The 17,351-nt window shown below is 31.2% G+C and carries 25 protein-coding genes; 24 read left to right on the top strand and 1 reads right to left on the bottom strand.

Going from position 1 to position 17,351, the window contains the following annotated elements:
* Positions 1-7 precede the first annotated feature (7 nt).
* The 3 genes from BN2665_RS16990 (at position 8) to BN2665_RS16980 (ending at position 1,343) form a co-directional block, all read left to right on the top strand.
* Entirely contained in the window at positions 8-238 is a 231-nt protein-coding gene (locus tag BN2665_RS16990) for a DUF6133 family protein (protein WP_055668271.1), read from the top strand.
* Between the two features lie 62 nt (positions 239-300).
* A complete protein-coding gene (locus tag BN2665_RS16985) occupies positions 301-1,134 on the top strand; it encodes a conjugal transfer protein TrbL family protein (protein WP_055668433.1) in 834 nt (277 codons plus the stop codon).
* Positions 1,134-1,343 (top strand): hypothetical protein, encoded by a 210-nt coding sequence (locus BN2665_RS16980; RefSeq protein ID WP_055668270.1) that lies wholly within the window; start codon positions 1,134-1,136, stop codon positions 1,341-1,343. Before BN2665_RS16985 ends, BN2665_RS16980 begins: the two co-directional genes overlap by 1 nt.
* On the opposite strand, the gene BN2665_RS16975 is transcribed toward BN2665_RS16980, so the two are convergent.
* Positions 1,340-1,573 carry a helix-turn-helix domain-containing protein gene (locus tag BN2665_RS16975; protein WP_055668269.1) on the bottom strand — a complete coding sequence of 78 codons (234 nt, stop codon included), beginning with the start codon at positions 1,571-1,573 and terminating at the stop codon, positions 1,340-1,342. The two genes, BN2665_RS16980 and BN2665_RS16975, sit on opposite strands and share 4 nt — an antisense overlap.
* A 132-nt stretch (positions 1,574-1,705) precedes the next feature.
* On the opposite strand from BN2665_RS16975, the gene BN2665_RS16970 reads away from it, so the two are divergent.
* From BN2665_RS16970 to BN2665_RS16870, 21 genes are all read left to right on the top strand, one after another.
* On the top strand, positions 1,706-1,918 hold the full coding sequence (locus BN2665_RS16970; protein ID WP_055668268.1) for an aspartyl-phosphate phosphatase Spo0E family protein: 213 nt from the start codon (positions 1,706-1,708) through the stop codon (positions 1,916-1,918).
* Entirely contained in the window at positions 1,905-2,237 is a 333-nt protein-coding gene (locus BN2665_RS16965; protein WP_055668267.1) for a hypothetical protein, read from the top strand. Before BN2665_RS16970 ends, BN2665_RS16965 begins: the two co-directional genes overlap by 14 nt.
* A 62-nt stretch (positions 2,238-2,299) precedes the next feature.
* Positions 2,300-2,716, top strand: coding sequence for a prepilin peptidase (locus BN2665_RS16960; protein WP_055668266.1), 417 nt, complete (start codon positions 2,300-2,302; stop codon positions 2,714-2,716).
* Between the two features lie 14 nt (positions 2,717-2,730).
* The gene (gene cpaB / locus BN2665_RS16955; RefSeq protein ID WP_055668265.1) at positions 2,731-3,537 is read left to right on the top strand and encodes a Flp pilus assembly protein CpaB; all 807 of its coding nucleotides are present in this window, start codon (positions 2,731-2,733) and stop codon (positions 3,535-3,537) included.
* Entirely contained in the window at positions 3,527-4,354 is an 828-nt protein-coding gene (locus BN2665_RS16950) for an AAA family ATPase (protein ID WP_055668264.1), read from the top strand. The genes cpaB and BN2665_RS16950 overlap by 11 nt, the downstream gene beginning before the upstream one ends.
* Positions 4,351-5,715 (top strand): CpaF/VirB11 family protein, encoded by a 1,365-nt coding sequence (locus BN2665_RS16945; protein ID WP_055668263.1) that lies wholly within the window; start codon positions 4,351-4,353, stop codon positions 5,713-5,715. The genes BN2665_RS16950 and BN2665_RS16945 overlap by 4 nt, the downstream gene beginning before the upstream one ends.
* A complete protein-coding gene (locus BN2665_RS16940) occupies positions 5,712-6,641 on the top strand; it encodes a hypothetical protein (RefSeq protein ID WP_055668262.1) in 930 nt (309 codons plus the stop codon). The genes BN2665_RS16945 and BN2665_RS16940 overlap by 4 nt, the downstream gene beginning before the upstream one ends.
* A gap of 75 nt (positions 6,642-6,716) precedes the next feature.
* Complete coding sequence (locus tag BN2665_RS16935) at positions 6,717-7,082, top strand: type II toxin-antitoxin system RelE/ParE family toxin (protein ID WP_055668261.1); 366 nt, start codon at positions 6,717-6,719, stop codon at positions 7,080-7,082.
* Positions 7,075-7,359 carry a helix-turn-helix transcriptional regulator gene (locus tag BN2665_RS16930; RefSeq protein ID WP_008423823.1) on the top strand — a complete coding sequence of 95 codons (285 nt, stop codon included), beginning with the start codon at positions 7,075-7,077 and terminating at the stop codon, positions 7,357-7,359. The genes BN2665_RS16935 and BN2665_RS16930 overlap by 8 nt, the downstream gene beginning before the upstream one ends.
* 65 nt (positions 7,360-7,424) lie before the next feature.
* Entirely contained in the window at positions 7,425-8,297 is an 873-nt protein-coding gene (locus BN2665_RS16925; RefSeq protein WP_055668260.1) for a hypothetical protein, read from the top strand.
* A gap of 11 nt (positions 8,298-8,308) precedes the next feature.
* Positions 8,309-8,716: a DUF4320 family protein gene (locus BN2665_RS16920; protein ID WP_055668259.1), complete on the top strand. Its 408-nt coding sequence runs from the start codon at positions 8,309-8,311 to the stop codon at positions 8,714-8,716.
* Entirely contained in the window at positions 8,707-9,261 is a 555-nt protein-coding gene (locus BN2665_RS16915) for a hypothetical protein (protein WP_055668258.1), read from the top strand. The genes BN2665_RS16920 and BN2665_RS16915 overlap by 10 nt, the downstream gene beginning before the upstream one ends.
* A 160-nt stretch (positions 9,262-9,421) precedes the next feature.
* On the top strand, positions 9,422-9,955 hold the full coding sequence (locus BN2665_RS16910) for a DUF6550 family protein (RefSeq protein ID WP_055668257.1): 534 nt from the start codon (positions 9,422-9,424) through the stop codon (positions 9,953-9,955).
* 71 nt (positions 9,956-10,026) lie between these two features.
* Positions 10,027-11,754 carry a DUF8193 domain-containing protein gene (locus BN2665_RS16905; protein WP_055668256.1) on the top strand — a complete coding sequence of 576 codons (1,728 nt, stop codon included), beginning with the start codon at positions 10,027-10,029 and terminating at the stop codon, positions 11,752-11,754.
* Between the two features lie 10 nt (positions 11,755-11,764).
* Complete coding sequence (locus BN2665_RS16900) at positions 11,765-12,331, top strand: MT-A70 family methyltransferase (protein ID WP_035283401.1); 567 nt, start codon at positions 11,765-11,767, stop codon at positions 12,329-12,331.
* A gap of 6 nt (positions 12,332-12,337) precedes the next feature.
* Positions 12,338-12,715: a DUF3846 domain-containing protein gene (locus tag BN2665_RS16895; protein WP_055668255.1), complete on the top strand. Its 378-nt coding sequence runs from the start codon at positions 12,338-12,340 to the stop codon at positions 12,713-12,715.
* Between the two features lie 12 nt (positions 12,716-12,727).
* Positions 12,728-13,792 (top strand): DNA (cytosine-5-)-methyltransferase, encoded by a 1,065-nt coding sequence (gene dcm / locus BN2665_RS16890; RefSeq protein ID WP_055668254.1) that lies wholly within the window; start codon positions 12,728-12,730, stop codon positions 13,790-13,792.
* A gap of 120 nt (positions 13,793-13,912) precedes the next feature.
* The gene (locus tag BN2665_RS16885) at positions 13,913-14,587 is read left to right on the top strand and encodes a hypothetical protein (RefSeq protein WP_055668253.1); all 675 of its coding nucleotides are present in this window, start codon (positions 13,913-13,915) and stop codon (positions 14,585-14,587) included.
* Positions 14,588-14,607: 20 nt separating this feature from the next.
* On the top strand, positions 14,608-16,332 hold the full coding sequence (locus BN2665_RS16880; protein ID WP_242865966.1) for a VirB4 family type IV secretion system protein: 1,725 nt from the start codon (positions 14,608-14,610) through the stop codon (positions 16,330-16,332).
* A gap of 21 nt (positions 16,333-16,353) precedes the next feature.
* Complete coding sequence (locus BN2665_RS16875) at positions 16,354-16,662, top strand: TnpV protein (protein WP_055668252.1); 309 nt, start codon at positions 16,354-16,356, stop codon at positions 16,660-16,662.
* Positions 16,663-16,820: 158 nt separating this feature from the next.
* Complete coding sequence (locus BN2665_RS16870; protein WP_055668251.1) at positions 16,821-17,171, top strand: hypothetical protein; 351 nt, start codon at positions 16,821-16,823, stop codon at positions 17,169-17,171.
* The last annotated feature ends 180 nt before the right edge of the window (positions 17,172-17,351 follow it).

Here is a 17,351-nt window from a genome sequence, read left to right as displayed (position 1 = left end):
TTTATTAATGAGAAATTTAGTATTAATGATGCAATTAAAAGCAATGAATAAGGTGAATTCAGTAAAGGAAGCCTTAAAGAGCAAAAGTGGTGAGGGTTTTGTTGATACCGCAGTAAAGATTCTAATGTCAGTAGTAATAGGAGCACTTGTACTTGGTGGATTATACCTATTATTTAAGGACACAGTTTTACCAACATTAACTCAAAGAATAAAAGATATGTTTAATTTTAAAGGCTAATAAAACCGTTTAAAGGGCTTGCAAGTTGAACTTTAAGCCCTTTAAACTTGGAGGTGATGATGTTGGAGGCATTACTTGTAATTCTAATTGCAGGGATATTAAGTGGCTGCCTTGCATATGTAAATTCTCTTTTAAATGATCTTGTCCCTATAGCTCTTCATGCAGAAAAATATATGGATACTCTAATTGGTACAAATGGATTTACAGAAGTGTTTAATATATTTTTGGCTTTTGGTATATCCCTTATAGTGCTTAAATTTCTAAAGAAAGGCTTTGAGCAGTATGTGCTTTGGACTGAAGGTGATGCAGATACAGATCCCTTAGTATTTCTTACTGGATTTTTTAAAGCGTTGGCAATAGCAGTAAGTTTTCCTACACTATATCTTTGGCTTGCAACAATAGTTGAAGATTTAACAGATAAGGTAATAAATTTAATAAGTAAGGGAATGACAACAGATTTTTCAGCAGTAATAACAGGAATATCAAGTGCAGGACTATTTACAGCTATAATATCACTGATATTTTTCATATGTTTCTTTCTTTTATACTTACAGTTTTTAATGAGAGGTATGGAAATATTAATACTAAGGATAGGACTTCCCTTAGCCTGTGTAGGTATTTTAGATGCAGATAAAGGAGTATTTAGAACCTATATACAAAAGTTTTTTCAATCAACTTTAGCTGTGATGGTTCAGATAGTGCTTGCAAAGGTAGGAGTAGCATTAATGCTTAATACTCATGTGTTTTGGGGAATAGCAGCCCTAATGCTTGCCATAAAAACACCAAGATTCCTTCAAGAATTTATTATCGTATCTGGTGGTCAAGGCTCTGGATTAATGGGGAATATATATCAATCTGTAAGACTTGTACAGATAGCGAAAGGAGCTTTTAAGTAATGGATTTAGTAAAAGAAATGGCAGATGCTTTTATGGTATTAATAAGAGCAGGGGCAGTACTTAGAGTAATTTACTGTCTTATTCGTATGGGAGCATCTGAGGAAGAAAGCTCTATGTATAAGAAAAGAGCAAAAAACACAGCGATTTTTTATATAATAGCTGAGTGTATATGGCAAATTAAAGAATTAATAGTGAACTATTATAACTAGATTTTATCTTTAAGGAGTATTTCTATTTTAGAAATAAATGCACTAGGATTAACTTCTAAACTATCACAAATATTAAAAACAACACTAAGAGTAGGCTTTCTTTTTCCTCTTTCTAAAAGACTAATATAGGTTCTGTCTAAATCACATTTATCTGCTAATTCTTCTTGAGAAAGATTTTTTTCAGTTCTATATTCCTTTAAAACAATAGCTAAAGCTTCTTCTAAAAACATTACAATCATCCCTTTCTATATAATTGTCAAAAAAAAGCGACAAGAAGTCCACGGACTATAGTCTACAAATGATAAAATATATGGTATAATATCTCAATATGATATTATTATGGAAAATATGGGGTGAAGGGTATGAAAAATAGTGTAGAATATATAAATAATGAAATAGAAAATTTAAGAATTGTTTTAAATGAAATATGTGTATCTATAGATGATGAAAGTCTTACAGAAGAAATATTAGATTTAAGCAGACAAATGGACAAACTTATAATTGATTATATAGAAGCAAATAAGGTAAATGGTAAAAATGAAATAAAAATGGAGGATTACAATGGAGCAACTTGAAAAAGAAACTTTATATATACCACTGGGACTTAAAACAAGAACAGAAATTTTTGAAGGTTTTGGGAAAGAAGAGCTTTTAAAATCCATGGGAGCAACCTTTGTTGCAGCATTGATTGATATAGTAGTGTATTTAATCACAAGGAACACCGCATTTTGTGTGGTGTTTATTTTATCTTCAATTGCAGGTTCAGTTATGATGCTTACAAAGGATAAAACTAATGTTTCAGTAGTGGATCAGATAAAATTCATGGTTAGATTTCATAAATCTCAAAAGGTTTATAGATACAAATATTTAGATGAATGGAATATAAGCACCTAACATTTACTTAATTGAATGAAGGGTGTTTTAATTTTGACTGAAAGAAAGGTGAAAAGTTAGGGATGGATATATTTGTTCTTAAGGGTATCTTGTATGTCTTAATTTTAGCCTATGCAAGTTTTTGTGATATAAAGACTAAAACTATTCCAGATAAGGTTCATATCGTAATAATTATTGTAGCATTAATCAATTTAAACAGTTTAAATTCAATAATAGGACTATTACTTGTACCTATTCCATTTTTTACTACAGCTCTAATAAAAAATGGAGGTATAGGTGGTGGTGATGTTAAGTTTATGGGAGCTAATGGATTTTTTCTTGGATTGAAGGGAGGGCTTGTTGGAAGCTTTTTAGGGCTTATCATTGCTATAACAGTAAATAAAATTTATTACAAAATTAGAAATAAGGATATTAACATATCCTTTCCATTAGCACCTTATCTTTCGGTAGGGTGCTTTTTAACATATTTATTATTTTGAGGAGGAATTTTTCAATGAAAAATTTATTAAAAAACAGAACGGTAATAGGACTTTCAGCTATAGTTTTATCTCTTATTATATGCTTTGGTATAACACCATTATACAATAATGCATTACAGTCAAAGGTCAAAATAGTGAGGATAAGTAAAGATATTCCTAAGGGAGAAATTATAAGCTCTGATAAGATTGAAACCGTTGAAATAGGTGGATATAATCTGCCAAAGAATGTATTAATAGATAAAGATAGTGTTGTAGGTAAATATGCTACAGCAGATTTAAGTAAAGGAGATTATATTTTAAGTAGCAAGATTTCAAATAGTCCTTTAGCAGAAAATAAATATCTATATAGTCTTGATGGTAATAATCAGGCGATATCAATAAGCATAAAAAGCTTTGCTGCAGGGCTTTCAGGAAAACTTCAAACAGGAGATATTATTTCTATAATTGCATCAGATTATGGTGAGCTTAGAGAAACTGTTATACCGAAAGAGCTTCAATATGTAAGAGTCCTTGCAGTAACTACTAGCGAAGGAGCAGATAGGGTTTATAATCAAAAGCAAACAAATGAAAAAGATAAGGAACAGGAATTGCCATCTACTATAACTCTTTTAGTAAATAGAACTCAAGCAAAGTTGCTTGCAGATCTTGAGCAAAAAAGTAAAATCCATGTGTCCTTAATATATAGAGGTTCAGAGGAAAACTCTCAAAAATTCTTAGATGAGCAAAAGAAGCTTATAAATGATAATAAAGATAGTAGTACAGGAAATATGAGTAATACAGATAACTCAGTAAGTCAGGGGGCAAGTAGAAATGAACAATAATAAAATAATTGCTCTTTGGGGAAATCCTGATGCAGGAAAAACTACTGTAAGCATTAAACTTGCTAAAGAACTTTCTACAAAAAAGAAAAATGTTATAGTTGTGCTTTGTGATGTGCTTTCACCAAGCATTATGACAATATTACCCTATGCAAAAGAAGAAAATAAATCTTTAGGTAGCATATTATCAGCTCCAGAAATAACTCAGGAAGATATTTTATCAAAATGCATTACCTTAGAAAAAAATCCTTATATAAGTCTCTTGGGATATTCTCAAGGAGAAAATATATTTACTTATGCTTCTTATTCAAAGGAAAGAGCAGTAGATTTTTTAATACTTCTAAGGCATCTTGCAGATTATGTTATTATAGATTGTTCAAGTGTTTTTGCCTATGATACCTTATCAGCAGTAGCACTTGAAATGGCAGATAATGTAGTAAGGCTTTGCAGCAGTAATTTAAAGGCAATATCCTACTTCGCTTCTTATTTGCCACTGCTTGCAGATAGAAGATTTAATGTAGATAAGCATATTAAGGTTTTATCAAAGGTAAAGGAGAAGGAACCAAAGGATCAGATAATAGAAATGTATAGAGGAGTAAGATATGAGCTGACCTATACAGAAGAAATAGAAAATCAATTTTTATCAGCATCTCTTTTTAACCAGCTAAAGGATAAGAATAGCTTAGAATATGAAAATACTATAAGAGCTTTAAGTAATTATCTTATAGATGAAAAAGAGTATACTGTAGAAACTAAATCAAAAATAAAAGAGATTTCTTTATTTAAAAAAGCTTTTGGGAAGGGAGGAACTAATTCATGAATAATGCAGCTTTGTTTTTCAATACAGGGAAAAATTTAAAAGAATTCCCAGACATACTACAGGATGTACAGGAACATATTTCAAATAAATATTCAAATCTTATTTCAGATAACCCAAATGAGCAGAAGGAGCAAATAAAATCCTATATTTCAAAATATATTATGGACTATTCCTTAGGGGTAGAGGGATTAAGTTTTGATGAACTTGTAGAAAAACTTTATTCAGAAATGGCAGAGTTTTCATTCTTAACAAGGTATTTATTTAGAAAAGATGTAGAAGAAATCAATATAAATCAGTGGAGAGATATTAAAATAACTTATACTAACGGAGAAATTCTGCCTACAAAAGAGAAATTCAATTCACCTGAACATGCTATAGATGTAATAAGAAGACTGCTTCATAAGTCGGGAATGATTTTAGATAACTCTCAGCCCATAGTAAGAGGACATTTATCAAATAAAATAAGAATAACTGTATTTGGTACTGGTGTTATAGATGATGATAAAGGAATTTCAGCTTCTATCCGTATTGTAAATCCTCAAAAATTAGCTAAAGAGAACTTTATTAAAAATGGCACAGCTACAGAAGAAATGTTGGATTTTTTAAGTATATGCTTAAGATATGGCATAAGTATGTGTGTAACAGGAGCAACGTCTTCAGGTAAAACTACCTTAATGAGCTGGCTTTTATCTACAATTCCAGATGATAAAAGAATATTTACCATAGAAAATGGAACAAGAGAGTTTGACCTTGTGAAAACAGATGAAGAAGGAAAGGTAATAAACAATATAGTCCATACAGTTACAAGGTATAGTGAAGATAAAAAGCAGAATATAGATCAAGAAAAGCTCCTTGAAAGTGCTTTAACTTTTAACCCTGATTATATATGTGTAGCTGAAATGAAGGGAGAAGAATCCTTTGCAGCTCAGGAGGCAGCAAGAACAGGACATGCAGTAATAACTACAACCCATGCAAATTCCTGTGAAGCTACCTATTTTCGTATGATGACCCTTTGTAAAATGAAATATGATATAAATGATGACACCTTATATTCTTTAGTTACAGAAGCTTTTCCAATAGTTTTGTTTACTAAAAAGCTTGAAGATAATTCAAGAAAAGTAATGGAAATTACAGAGTGTGAAATACTGCCTAATGGTAAAAGGCAAATTCACACTCTTTTTCGTTATCATATTAAAGAGAATACAGTAAAAAATGGAAAAGTTAAAATAATAGGTAACTATGAAAAAGTAAAGGATATATCAAAGAATCTTCAAAAAAGGCTTCTTGAAAATGGAATGCCATTAAGTGTACTAGAAAGCTTGCTTTCTAAAAATGTAGTAGAAGAAGGTGAAGAAAAATGACCTTATTAAAATTAATAGCTTTCTTAGGAATAATTTCAGGGAGTTTTATATTACTTTCCTTGTCACCTTTTGAATTCTTTGAAGCTATAGCAAATAAATTTAAAGGAAAGAAAAAAACTATTAAAACAAAGGTTAAAGAAGCCACAAATAAGAAAAAGCCAAGAGGAATAAAGCTTCTTCTTGAAGAAACTAAAGAAATACTAAAGATTACAGGAAAAACAGAAAAGTTTTATACTCTATGTGTAGCTTCATTTTTCTTATTTTTAATGGGAGTTATTGTAGCTGTATCTATGAATAACTTCTTTTTAGTTCCAGTGCTCTCTATAGGCTTTTCGCTTGTACCCTTTTGGTATATAAAATTCACAGCAAACTTTTTTAAAAAACAGTTAAATGCTGAACTTGAAACAGCTCTTTCAGTAATTACCACATCCTATATGCGAAGTGAAAGTATAATAACCGCAGTAGATGAAAATATAACCTATCTAAATCCACCAGTATCAGATGTTTTTAAAGGCTTTTTAACTCAAACAAAGCTTATAAATTCTAATATGAAAATAGCATTAGAAAACCTTAGAAGCAAAATAGATAATGATGTATTCAGAGAATGGGTGGATGCAGTAATAGCTTGCCAAGAGGATAAAAACTTAAAAACCACATCAACGCCAATAGTATCAAAGCTTTCAGATATGAGAATAGTAGGAGCAGAGCTGGATTATCTCCTTTATGAACCTATGAAAGAGTTTATAACTATGACCATACTTTTAATAGGAAATATACCACTTATGTATTTTCTAAATAAGGAATGGTATGAAACTTTGATGTTCACAAGTTTTGGAAAGGCAATACTTGCAGTTTGCATAACTGTCATATTTGTATCATTGGCAGCAGTAATAAAATTAACTAAACCAGTGGAATATAAGAGATAAGACATTGACTAAAGTTATCGTATATGATAACATATAATTAATAAATGCATATATTATAAAGAGGGAGATATAAACGTGGATTGGAAGGTTGAATTCTACCAAAGAGAAAATGGTAACATCCCTGTAATGGAATTTTTATCATCACTCTCACCTAAAATGAGAGCAAAAGCATATAGTGAAATAGAACTTTTAAAGGAGCATGGCATTTATTTAAAAGAACCTTATGTAAAACCCATTAAAGGGGAACAATATAAAGGAATATATGAGTTAAGAATAAAATTAGGATCAGATGCATCAAGAATATTTTATTTCACTTATCAAAGAGACACTTTTGTATTGTTAAATGGATTTCTTAAAAAAACAGATAAAACGCCAAAGCTAGAGCTTGAAAAAGCAAAAAGATATAAAGAAGATTTTGAAAAGAGGTGTGAAGATGAGTAAAGCAAGTGTTGATTTTTCAGTAATTAAAAAAGAACTTATGAAGGATAATGAGTTCAAAGATGAGTATGAAAAACTAAAACCACGCTATGAGCTTATTTCAGAAGTAATAAAAGCAAGAAGAGAACTAAATTTAACTCAAGAAGAATTAGCTTACCGTATAGGAACTCAAAAATCAAATATTAGCAGGCTTGAAAGTGGAAATTATAATCCCTCTTTAGACTTTCTTAGCAAGCTTGCAAAAGGATTAGGAAAAGAAATTCATATTGAATTAAGGTAATGTAAAATAATTGGAACACGCAAGGCAAAAGCTTTGCGTGTTTTTGTGTGAGGTGAAATTAATATATGTTAACAATACTATTTATATTTTCCTGTCTATTTTCCTTTGGAGTATACATGCTGATGGCAGATTTGTTAAAGCTGCCTAGTTTAAAAGCTTCAAAGGCAGTAATAAGCATAAGCAGGAGAGAAAAGAAAAAGACACACAATGTGGAAATATATATATTACAGCTATCAACTAAGCTTTCAAAAATTATAAAGCTTAATGAGTATAAAAAAAGAAAACTTACAGCAATTTTAAAATCCGCAGAAATAAATTTAACTCCAGAAACCTATATTGCAAAAGCTTATGTTAAAGCAGGTTTAGTACTATTTAGTATTATTCCTGCTTTATTTATTTTACCAATAATAACTCCAGTAATCTTATTTTTAGCTATAGCAATATATTTTAAAGAAATTAAGGTGGCTGAGGATAAGGTTAAAAATCAAAGAGAGGAAATAGAATATGAACTTCCAAGATTTACTGCTACTCTAACTCAAGAGCTTAAAGCAAGCAGAGATATACTGTCTATTCTTGAAACTTATAAGCAAAATGCAGGAAAAGCCATGAAAAGAGAACTTGAAATAACTGTTGCAGATATGAAATCAGGAAGCTTTGAGGGAGCACTTACAAGGTTTGAAACAAGACTTGGAAGTTCAACACTTTCAGAGGTCGTAAGAGGGCTTATAAGCGTACTTCGTGGTGATGATGGAGTGGTATATTTTCAGATGTTATCCCATGATTTAAAGCAATTAGAACTTCAAAGACTTAAAACACTAGCAGCAAAACAGCCATCAAAAATAAGAAAATATTCCTTTGCAATGCTTATGTGCTTTGTACTAATGTATCTTGTTGTAATGGGGATTCAAATAATGAAAACCATGGGGCAATTGTTTTAGGAGGTGGTACAGTGATTAAACTTTTAAAAGAAAAGAAAGGCGAAGGATATATTGATACTGTAGTTATTATAATTGCAGCTATGATGGTTATTGCTTTTGCAGTAAAAATATTTCCTGTATTTGTGGCAAAAAATCAATTAAATACTTATGCCAATGAAATTATGAGAACCGCAGAAATTTCAGGAAGAGTAGGTACGGAAGTAAGTGCGAAGGTAGAAAGTTTAAAAGATCAAACAGGAATAAGTCCTGCTATATCATGGCAGGCAAATTACATTAGTGGAACAAATAAAGTACAGCTAAATGATGAAATTACTGTAACAGTTACTAAAATGGTGGATATAGGTTTCTTTAGTTTTGGCTCTTTTCCTATTGAACTTAAATCTAAAGCTACGGGGAGGAGTGAAGTGTATTGGAAGTAAAAAACATAAGAAGGATATTGAAGGAGAAAAAAGGAAATGCTCTTCCTCTTGCTTGCGCAATAGTTTTATCACTGATAATAATATTTAGTGCAGTATCAGAATACATGAGGCTTCAAATTATAGCAAAGGGAGTAAGGGATGCACTTCAAACTTCTGTAATAGCTGTGGCGGCTCAAAATTATGATGATGTATATAATGGGCTACGTGAAGGATATAGTGGAGGCTATAATCTAAACCAAGCTAATTTATGGGAGAGTAAAGTAGATACAGGAGATATATTTACTTATCTTGATAATCTTTTAGGTTTAGAGAAAAATGGTGTATATCACATTAAATTTACGGGAAAAGAGACAGAATATAAGCTTTCAGATCTTAAAATAAATATTATAAATACATCATTAGCACCGTTAAACCCTAATACTTCAAATAAATTTCAAGCTCAAGCTACTATCCATATTGAAGTACCTTTATCTTTTGGATGGGATAAGCTGCCACCACTACAAATAAACTTAAAGGTCAATGCAGGTTATACTTCTAAGTTCTAAAGTTAATCACATATACACAGGAGAGCGTGTGGACAACGTGTGAATAAGTGAAAATAAAAAATTAAAAAAACATCTGGACAAAATACAAAAAGTATGTTTATTTTTTAACAAGGGCAAAAAAACCCGTTATGTTGAAAAAAAATTAAGGGAGTGAATGTGGATGAAAAAACTTAATTTTAATGTAAAGAAAAATTTAACTGTAACACTTCTTGTTGTTTTAGCTATAGCTCTTGGAGCAGGCTTAATAAGTTATGTAAATAAAACACCTAAAAATAAAGAGGATAAAGTCTTATCAGATATTAATAAGGTAGATGAAGTTAAGGTAGACGAAATAAAAACAGAAAATGAAGAAAAAGCTAAAGTACCAGTTATTAATGCTGCTGATAGTACAGAAAAATCCTCTCAAAATAATGTTGTAAGTAGTAATACTGAAACAGCACCTAAAAAACCAGAACCACCAAAGGAAAAACCTAAGACTACAGATGATATAACAAATAAAAATAAAGTACCTACTTATCCTGAAAAAGCAGTAAAACCACAGAAAGAATCAAGTCCTAAGGGAGGAGAAAAAAATAACAAAGGACAAGTATATGTTCCAGGGTTTGGTTGGGTTAACGATGAAGGTGGTGGTGGTCAAGGAACAAATGTAACATCTGATGGTGATATTAATAAGCAAGTGGGTACAATGGATTAGTTTAATAAAAAAGTATTTTTAGAGAGTATGGTTAAAATCTGTACTCTCTATTTTTTTGGAGGTGTAAGCTTATGAAAAGAGTAACAGCATTTTTACTTTGTTTAATGTTAATAATTTTTTCTGTACCTATAAGTGTATTTGCTGAAGGAGATGGAAACTTTGACGGCGGAGGAGGTGGAATGGGAAATGGATCATCTCAAAACTTTTGGAATCCAGGGAATGATGGGGTAAGGATTACTGTTATCAGGTGTAGAGATCAAATGCCAGTAACTACACCTATTGATTTCTCAAATAAAAATCAAAATAATATAAAAATACATTTTGGAAAGAAATCAAAAATTCAATATAGAAACGGAAGTTCCTTGCAAGCATACACAAGTGTGTATAACTATTATATTCCATCTCAACCTATGCCAAGAATTATAGGTTCAAGTAGCTATACTATAAATATTGAAGCTACTAAAAAATACTTTTGTTCTGAATATGCTCTAAAATTAATTGCAAGCCTTACTGGTATGAATTATGAAAATCTTATAAGCGGAGATTATAAAATACTTATTGAACCTATAGCTTACATGACTTTTCAAGGAGTGTATATGGCAATGACTGCACATGAAGCAGCATTATATGATGAAAAACTTGGAGGAGGTTTAAGAGCAAAGATGGTAAGTTTATCTCATAAGAATTTGCCCCTTGCTTTGTTTTTACAAACTTCTGATTTAGGTTTTGCTGCTTGGTCAGGATCGAGTAATCAAAAGGTATCAAATACTCAAATAAAAGCCTATTTAGGACTTGGTGTCATAAGGTTTAGTGAGGCGGATAAGGGAGTAGATATTGATAGTAATTCCTATGAATATAGATGTGACACAGATGTTATTACTTCAATAACTGTAAATACAGATAGAAGAAGAACACCTGACAATCCTGTATCTGTAAGCTTTAGAGTAAATGGACAAAACTACACTGTAAGTAATATTTATATTCCAGAAGGAGAATCTCAAAAGGTTTGGTTTAAATGGCACACTCCCAAAACACCACAAACATTAAATATAGATGTAAGTATAAGTGGAGCATTTGCAAATAAAGCAAATATTACAGCCAAAATAGTAGACCTTAAAGAAAACACTCCACCAAATCCTACTGCTAATGATAAAAATCCAAGTTTTAAAGCTTCTAGTATTCCAAGTAAAGCTCCAAAAACTTCTGCTACATGGGGAAAATGGGATTGCTATTGGGAACCTAAATGGGAATGGCAGGCAAACTGGAGCTGGGTTAGTACAGGTAAAAACACAGGATACTGGGTTGATAATGGTCATTGGGTTGATAGAGGAGATTGGAAATATAAATGGATAAGTTACTATGCTTATCTTTCAGCCAATATGAACCTTCAGCCAGATGCTAAAGTCCCTACAGCCTATTCAAAAACTATGAAATCAGGATATGGAATAAACTTAAATGTAAATTCTAATCTTAGTTCTAATGCTCCAAGCTCATCCATAACAGGTGCTCAAAATGTTATTTCTTATTATCCTGAATTTAATTATAAAACTTATAATAGAGTATTAGAAATGATAACAGCAGGTTATTCCTCAAGTTTTCAGCTTAAAAAAAATAAATATTCTACCTATAATCAAAGAGTACATTTTACTCCAATATGGTATCCAGATGGAACCTATTCTGTATATGCAGAAGTAATAGATGTATGGACACCAGAGGGTATGCTTTCTGTTAATTTAAATGATTATGTAAACATAAAAGGCAGCTTGTATGACGATTGGCATATAGGCCCACAGTTTTAGGGTGAAACCTATGAGGTTTAATATAATTTATGCTGATCCACCTTGGAGCTATAAAGTGTATTCTAAAAAAGGTAGAGGAAGATCTGCTGAAAATCATTATAATACTATGAGTCATGAAGATATATACAATCTTGACGTAGCAAGTTTAGCTATGGAAGATTGTATTTTATTTTTATGGGTTACTTTTCCTAACTTACTTGTAGGGCTTGAAACTATGAAAAGATGGGGATTTACTTATAAAACCTTAGGGTTTTGCTGGGTAAAGAGAAATAAGAAAAGTCCAAATTGGTTTTGGGGACTGGGATTTTGGACAAGAGCTAATCCGGAAATATGCCTAATTGGAACTAAAGGTCACCCTAAAAGAATATCAAAAGCAGTTCATTCAGTTATAGATTTACCTATTGAAAAGCATAGTAAAAAACCTGAGGAAGTAAGGAAAAGAATAATTGAGCTTTGCGGAGATTTACCCAGAGTTGAACTCTTTGCACGAGAAACTCATGAAGGATGGGTTTGTCTTGGTAATGAAATTGATGGCTTAGATATTAGAGAAAGTATTAAAAAAGTAAAGGAGATGTAAAAACTTATGAGAGTATTAATAGTTCAACCTCAAATAAGGCCTTATGTTGCAGAAATAGAAGAAGGTTTAAAACCTATGCAGGAGATAGTTGGAGGCTCAATTGAAATGGTAGACTTAGATGATAATACAAGCCTTGTTTGTAATGAAGAAGGTAAAATAAGAGGTCTTGAAGGAAACAGACGTATCGGCAGAGACATAATTGCTGGTACGTTTTTTCTTTGCGGCTTTAATGAAGATGGAGCATCTATTTCACTAACAGATGAGCAGATTTCAAAATACTATGAAAGGTTTAGAGAACCAGAGTATTATTCTCAGGAAGAAGTAGAAGACTCAGCTTTTATGGATGTTTATGTACCAGATTATGAAGATGATATGGAGCTATAGGAGGGAGAATACTTGAAGTTTATTGATTTGTTTAGTGGTATAGGCGGATTTAGATTAGGACTTGAATTGGCTGGACATGAATGCGTAGGTCATTGCGAAGTAGATAAATTTGCAGATAGAAGTTATAGAGCTATGTACAGTTGTGAAGGAGAGTGGTTTATTAATGATGTCAGAAAAATCAATCCAAAAGAAATGCCCGAATTTGAATTGCTCTGTGCAGGATTTCCTTGTCAAAGTTTCTCAATTGCAGGAAAAAGGAGAGGATTTGAAGATATTAGAGGAACTATGTTCTTTGAAATTGCCAGATTGGTTAATGAAAGAAAACCTCCACTTCTTCTTCTTGAAAATGTCAAAGGACTGCTATCGCATGACCAAGGCAGGACTTTTAAAACCATCCTCAGTACACTTTATGAATTGGGGTATGATGCTGAATGGCAATTGCTTAACAGCAAAGATTTCGGAGTGCCACAAAACCGTGAAAGAGTGTTCATTATTGCACATATTAGAGGAAGAAGTTTCACAAAAATATTTCCTATCATCAGTTGCAACCCAAAAACTCTTAAGCAGCTTATAGGAGGTAAACAAGGACAAAGGGTATATAGTATAGATGGTTTAAGTACAACATTAACTTCTCATGGAGGCGGTCAAGGAGCAAAAACAGGATTATATTTTGTTGACTTAAATTTAAAACCTCAAGTAACTGAAAATGCAAGATGTATAAAAGCAAGATATAATTCTGGAATTACAAATAGAGCTGCAGATAATAGTGGAGTTTTAGTTATTCCAAGAGCTGTTCTTACCCCAGAAAGATTAAAAAAACGTCAAAATGGGCGTAGATTTAAAAATGAAAATGAACCAATGTTTACTTTAACAGCACAAGATAGACATGGAATATTATTGGGTGGGGCGATAAGAAAACTTACGCCCCTTGAATGTTTTAGATTGCAAGGATTTCCTGATGAATTTTATTATAAAGCACAATCAGTCAATTCAGATAGCCAGTTATATAAGCAAGCTGGTAATTCAGTTACCGTTTCAATAGTATATGAAATTGGCACAAGATTAAGAGTAGAGTGACTAGAATTTTAGATAATATGCACTGCTTAAAGAATAGCAAAAATGAGGATTATGAAAAAAAGATATTAATATTAAAACATGAAAGAATTAAAGAAGGATTAGAGATATAGGAGGTGCACCATGAAACCTATTATACCAATTGTTATGTTATTGCTTTGTTTAATTTGTGGAGGTTTAACACTGTTATTTTTAAAGAAGAATAGTAAAAGAACAAAGGTTACAGAAAATAAAGAGCAGAAAACTGCTAATGAGTTTGTAAATGTAAAAGATGTTAAAGAACGCTATTTATATACACGAGATGGCTACATTATCATGTATATAAAAATTAATCCTATAAGCATTGATTTGCTATCAGAAAGAGAAAAAAAGCTTTTATGTAAGACTCTCACAGCAGAACTTTCAAGTGAGCAAAAGCCTTATAAGTTTTTAGCAGTATCAAGACCAGTAGATATTTCACCACTTATAAATGAGTATACTGGTATTATTTCAAATAGCTCAGATCAAAAGCAAAAGGATTTGTTAAGAAATGAAATGCTTGTAATGAGTAATTATGCCTTATCTGGAGAAGTTGTTGAAAGGCAGTTTTATATAATGCTTTGGGAAAGGTATGAAGAAGATATAGAAAGAGAAATATCTAAAAGATGCTATGAATTTAAGTCAAAGCTTGAAAGTGGAAACATACAATGTGAAATATTAAAGCAGCAGGATATAGTAAGGTTATGTAATCTTGTAAATAATCCAGCTTATACAAATATAGAGGATAGTGAGTTTGAAGCCACTATCCCTATTTTTTAATAGAAAAGGGAGATGTGAAAATGATAAAAAATAAAAATACCTTAAATCAAGAAATATTATTAAACAAATCCTTGCTAAATATAATAACTCCAATGGGACTTGAAATAAAAAGAAACAGCTTGGTTATAGGTGAAAATACGGGAAAAGTATATGGAATAGTTAAATATCCTCAAAAAGTTGATTATGGATGGCTTTCTAAAATTACAAATATACCAAGTACTATTGTCAGTATATCTTTTAAGCCTATTGATAACAGTTCTTTTATTGAAAGTCTTTCAAGAAACGTAATTCAAAGTCGTGGAGCAGCAGAAAGTGCTAAAGATCCACTAGCTCAGAAAAGGGCAGAACGTTCAGCATTAGATGGAGAAAAGATAATGGTGCAAATAGACCAAAATGGTGAAACTGTTGGACTTATGGGAATTACTATTATGCCAATATCAAGAGAAGATGAAAGTTTCAATAAGGTTTGCAGAAAAACTGAAAGTACCTGTGCAATGAGTAAATGTAAACCAAGAAACCTGTCAAACTTGCAAGAGCAGGCATTTAAAAATTGTTCACCCTTTTATACTTCAGATGAAAATATAGAGCAGATAGTAAGCAGAATAGTTCCTTTATCCACCTTTGTAGGTGGATTTCCTTTTTCATCAAGTGGTTATAATGATGGAACAGGTTATTATTTCGGAAGAGATTCCAGTGGTGGATTAATTATACTGGATACTTGGAAGAGAGGAAATGATAGAACCAACACTAACATGGTTATAATGGGAGTAGCTGGTGTTGGAAAGTCTACAGCAGTTAAGCATATAGCCTTATCTGAATATATGAAAGACACTAAAATTATATTTGTAGATCCAGAAAGAGAATACAAAGAGCTATGCGAAGCTTTAAATGGAGATTGGATTAATGCAGGTGGAGGCAGCAATGGAAGAATAAATCCACTCCAAATAAGACCAACACCAGTAGATGATAATGATGAAGTTTATAAAGATGAAGGTCAGGGAATGGGTGATATGGCTCTTTACATTAAGAATTTAGAAATATTTTTTAGTCTATACATTCCATCCTTAACAGATAGAGAAAGAGCTATTCTTAAAGATTGCTTAATTGAGCTATATAATAACTTTGGCATAACTTGGGATACAGATATAACCAAACTTAGTAATGAAGATTTTCCTATATTTTTAGACCTTTATAATTTGATAGATAAAAAAGCAAAGGAAAAAGAAAAAACAAGAAAAGAAAGCGAAGCTAATATTTATGATGACCTTGCACTGCTTTTAAAAGATATAGCTATGGGAAGTGATTCTTTTCTTTGGAATGGATATAGCTCTATCAAAACTAATACAAGATGCATTTGCCTTGATACTCATGATTTGCAAAATACTAATGACAATATTAAAAGAACTCAATATTTTAATATTCTTACTTGGTGCTGGCAGGAAATGAGCAAAGATAGAAATGAAAGAGTGTTGTTAATCTGTGATGAAGCTTATCTTATGATTGATACCAATGTACCTCAAAGCCTAGTATTTTTAAGAAATGTTGAAAAAAGGGCAAGAAAATATGAAGCAGGAGTTGCTATAATAAGCCATTCAGTTGTAGATTTTCTTGATCCACAAATAAAAATGTATGGACAGGCACTTCTTGATATACCATGCTTTAAAATCATAATGGGCTTAATTTACTTAAAGTATGGAATAAATGAAACAGCAAAACAGCATAATTCCTTGATTTTCGTTAATTAATAAAAGGAAGGATGTTGTAAATTGAATAAAATAGATTTAAAGCTAAAGGAAGAAAATATTCAGTTAGGTAAATATGGAATGATGAAGCTGAATTATTTAAAGTATAATAAGCCAGATTTTTTCACAGAACTGCTTTTTAAGGGTGAGTTGATGAAATACTTGTTCAATGTAGAAAATCAATCCTACAAGCTTTTAGAGCGAATTCAAGAGGAATATTTTCAAATACATTCCTTGCCTAAGAACGGAGATTTTATGAAGGCTTATACAATAAGGCAACAGGCAAAAGATTATGCAGAAGAAATAGTTTTAAAAGAGCTTATATATAATTAGATTATATGAGCAGTTAAGTTAATGAGATAAATGCAAAAATATGAATATTATTAAAGCTTGTATGTTAATACTATAAATATTATAATAAACTTAGATTATTGAATGAGTGCATATAAAATATAACTATTTAAGCTAAAAAGCAATTTAGAGGTGATATTTTGGATAATGAAATTAAAGATATGCTCATTAAGTTATTAGAAGGTCAAACAAGGCTTGAAACTGAAATAAATGGAGTTAAAAACGATATAAAAAAGAATTCAATTAAACTTGAAGCCATAGAAAAAAAGATAGATATAATTACAGAAGTACAAACTTCACATAAAGAGCAAAATGAAAAATCATTTAAAAATACAGATTCAGTGATAGAAGAAAAAGCAAGTTTGATGGAAATATCAGTGAAAAGCGTCTCGAAAGATGTGAAGGAAATAAAAGAAAGTATAGAAGTATTAAAAGATATGACAGGAAGACATGAAGTAGATATTAATATATTAAAACGTAGACCAGTATAATTAAATAAAATCTATGCATAAAATAACCATTTTGCAAATAGTAAGATGGTTATTTTTTATTCATAAAATTAGATAAAACAGCGAAGGTAAGTTTACATCTCTTAGGAGATGGCAAGCTTACCTTTTGTGTTACAAAAGTGCTTGAATGATGGGAGAAGCCTCCCAAACCCTCTAAAAAAT

The sequence above is a fragment of the Desnuesiella massiliensis genome, from assembly GCF_001403615.1.
Lineage (GTDB): Bacteria > Bacillota > Clostridia > Clostridiales > Clostridiaceae > Desnuesiella > Desnuesiella massiliensis.
The sequence above is the reverse complement of the archived record's forward strand: the minus strand, read 5'-3'. Positions and strand labels throughout refer to the sequence as shown.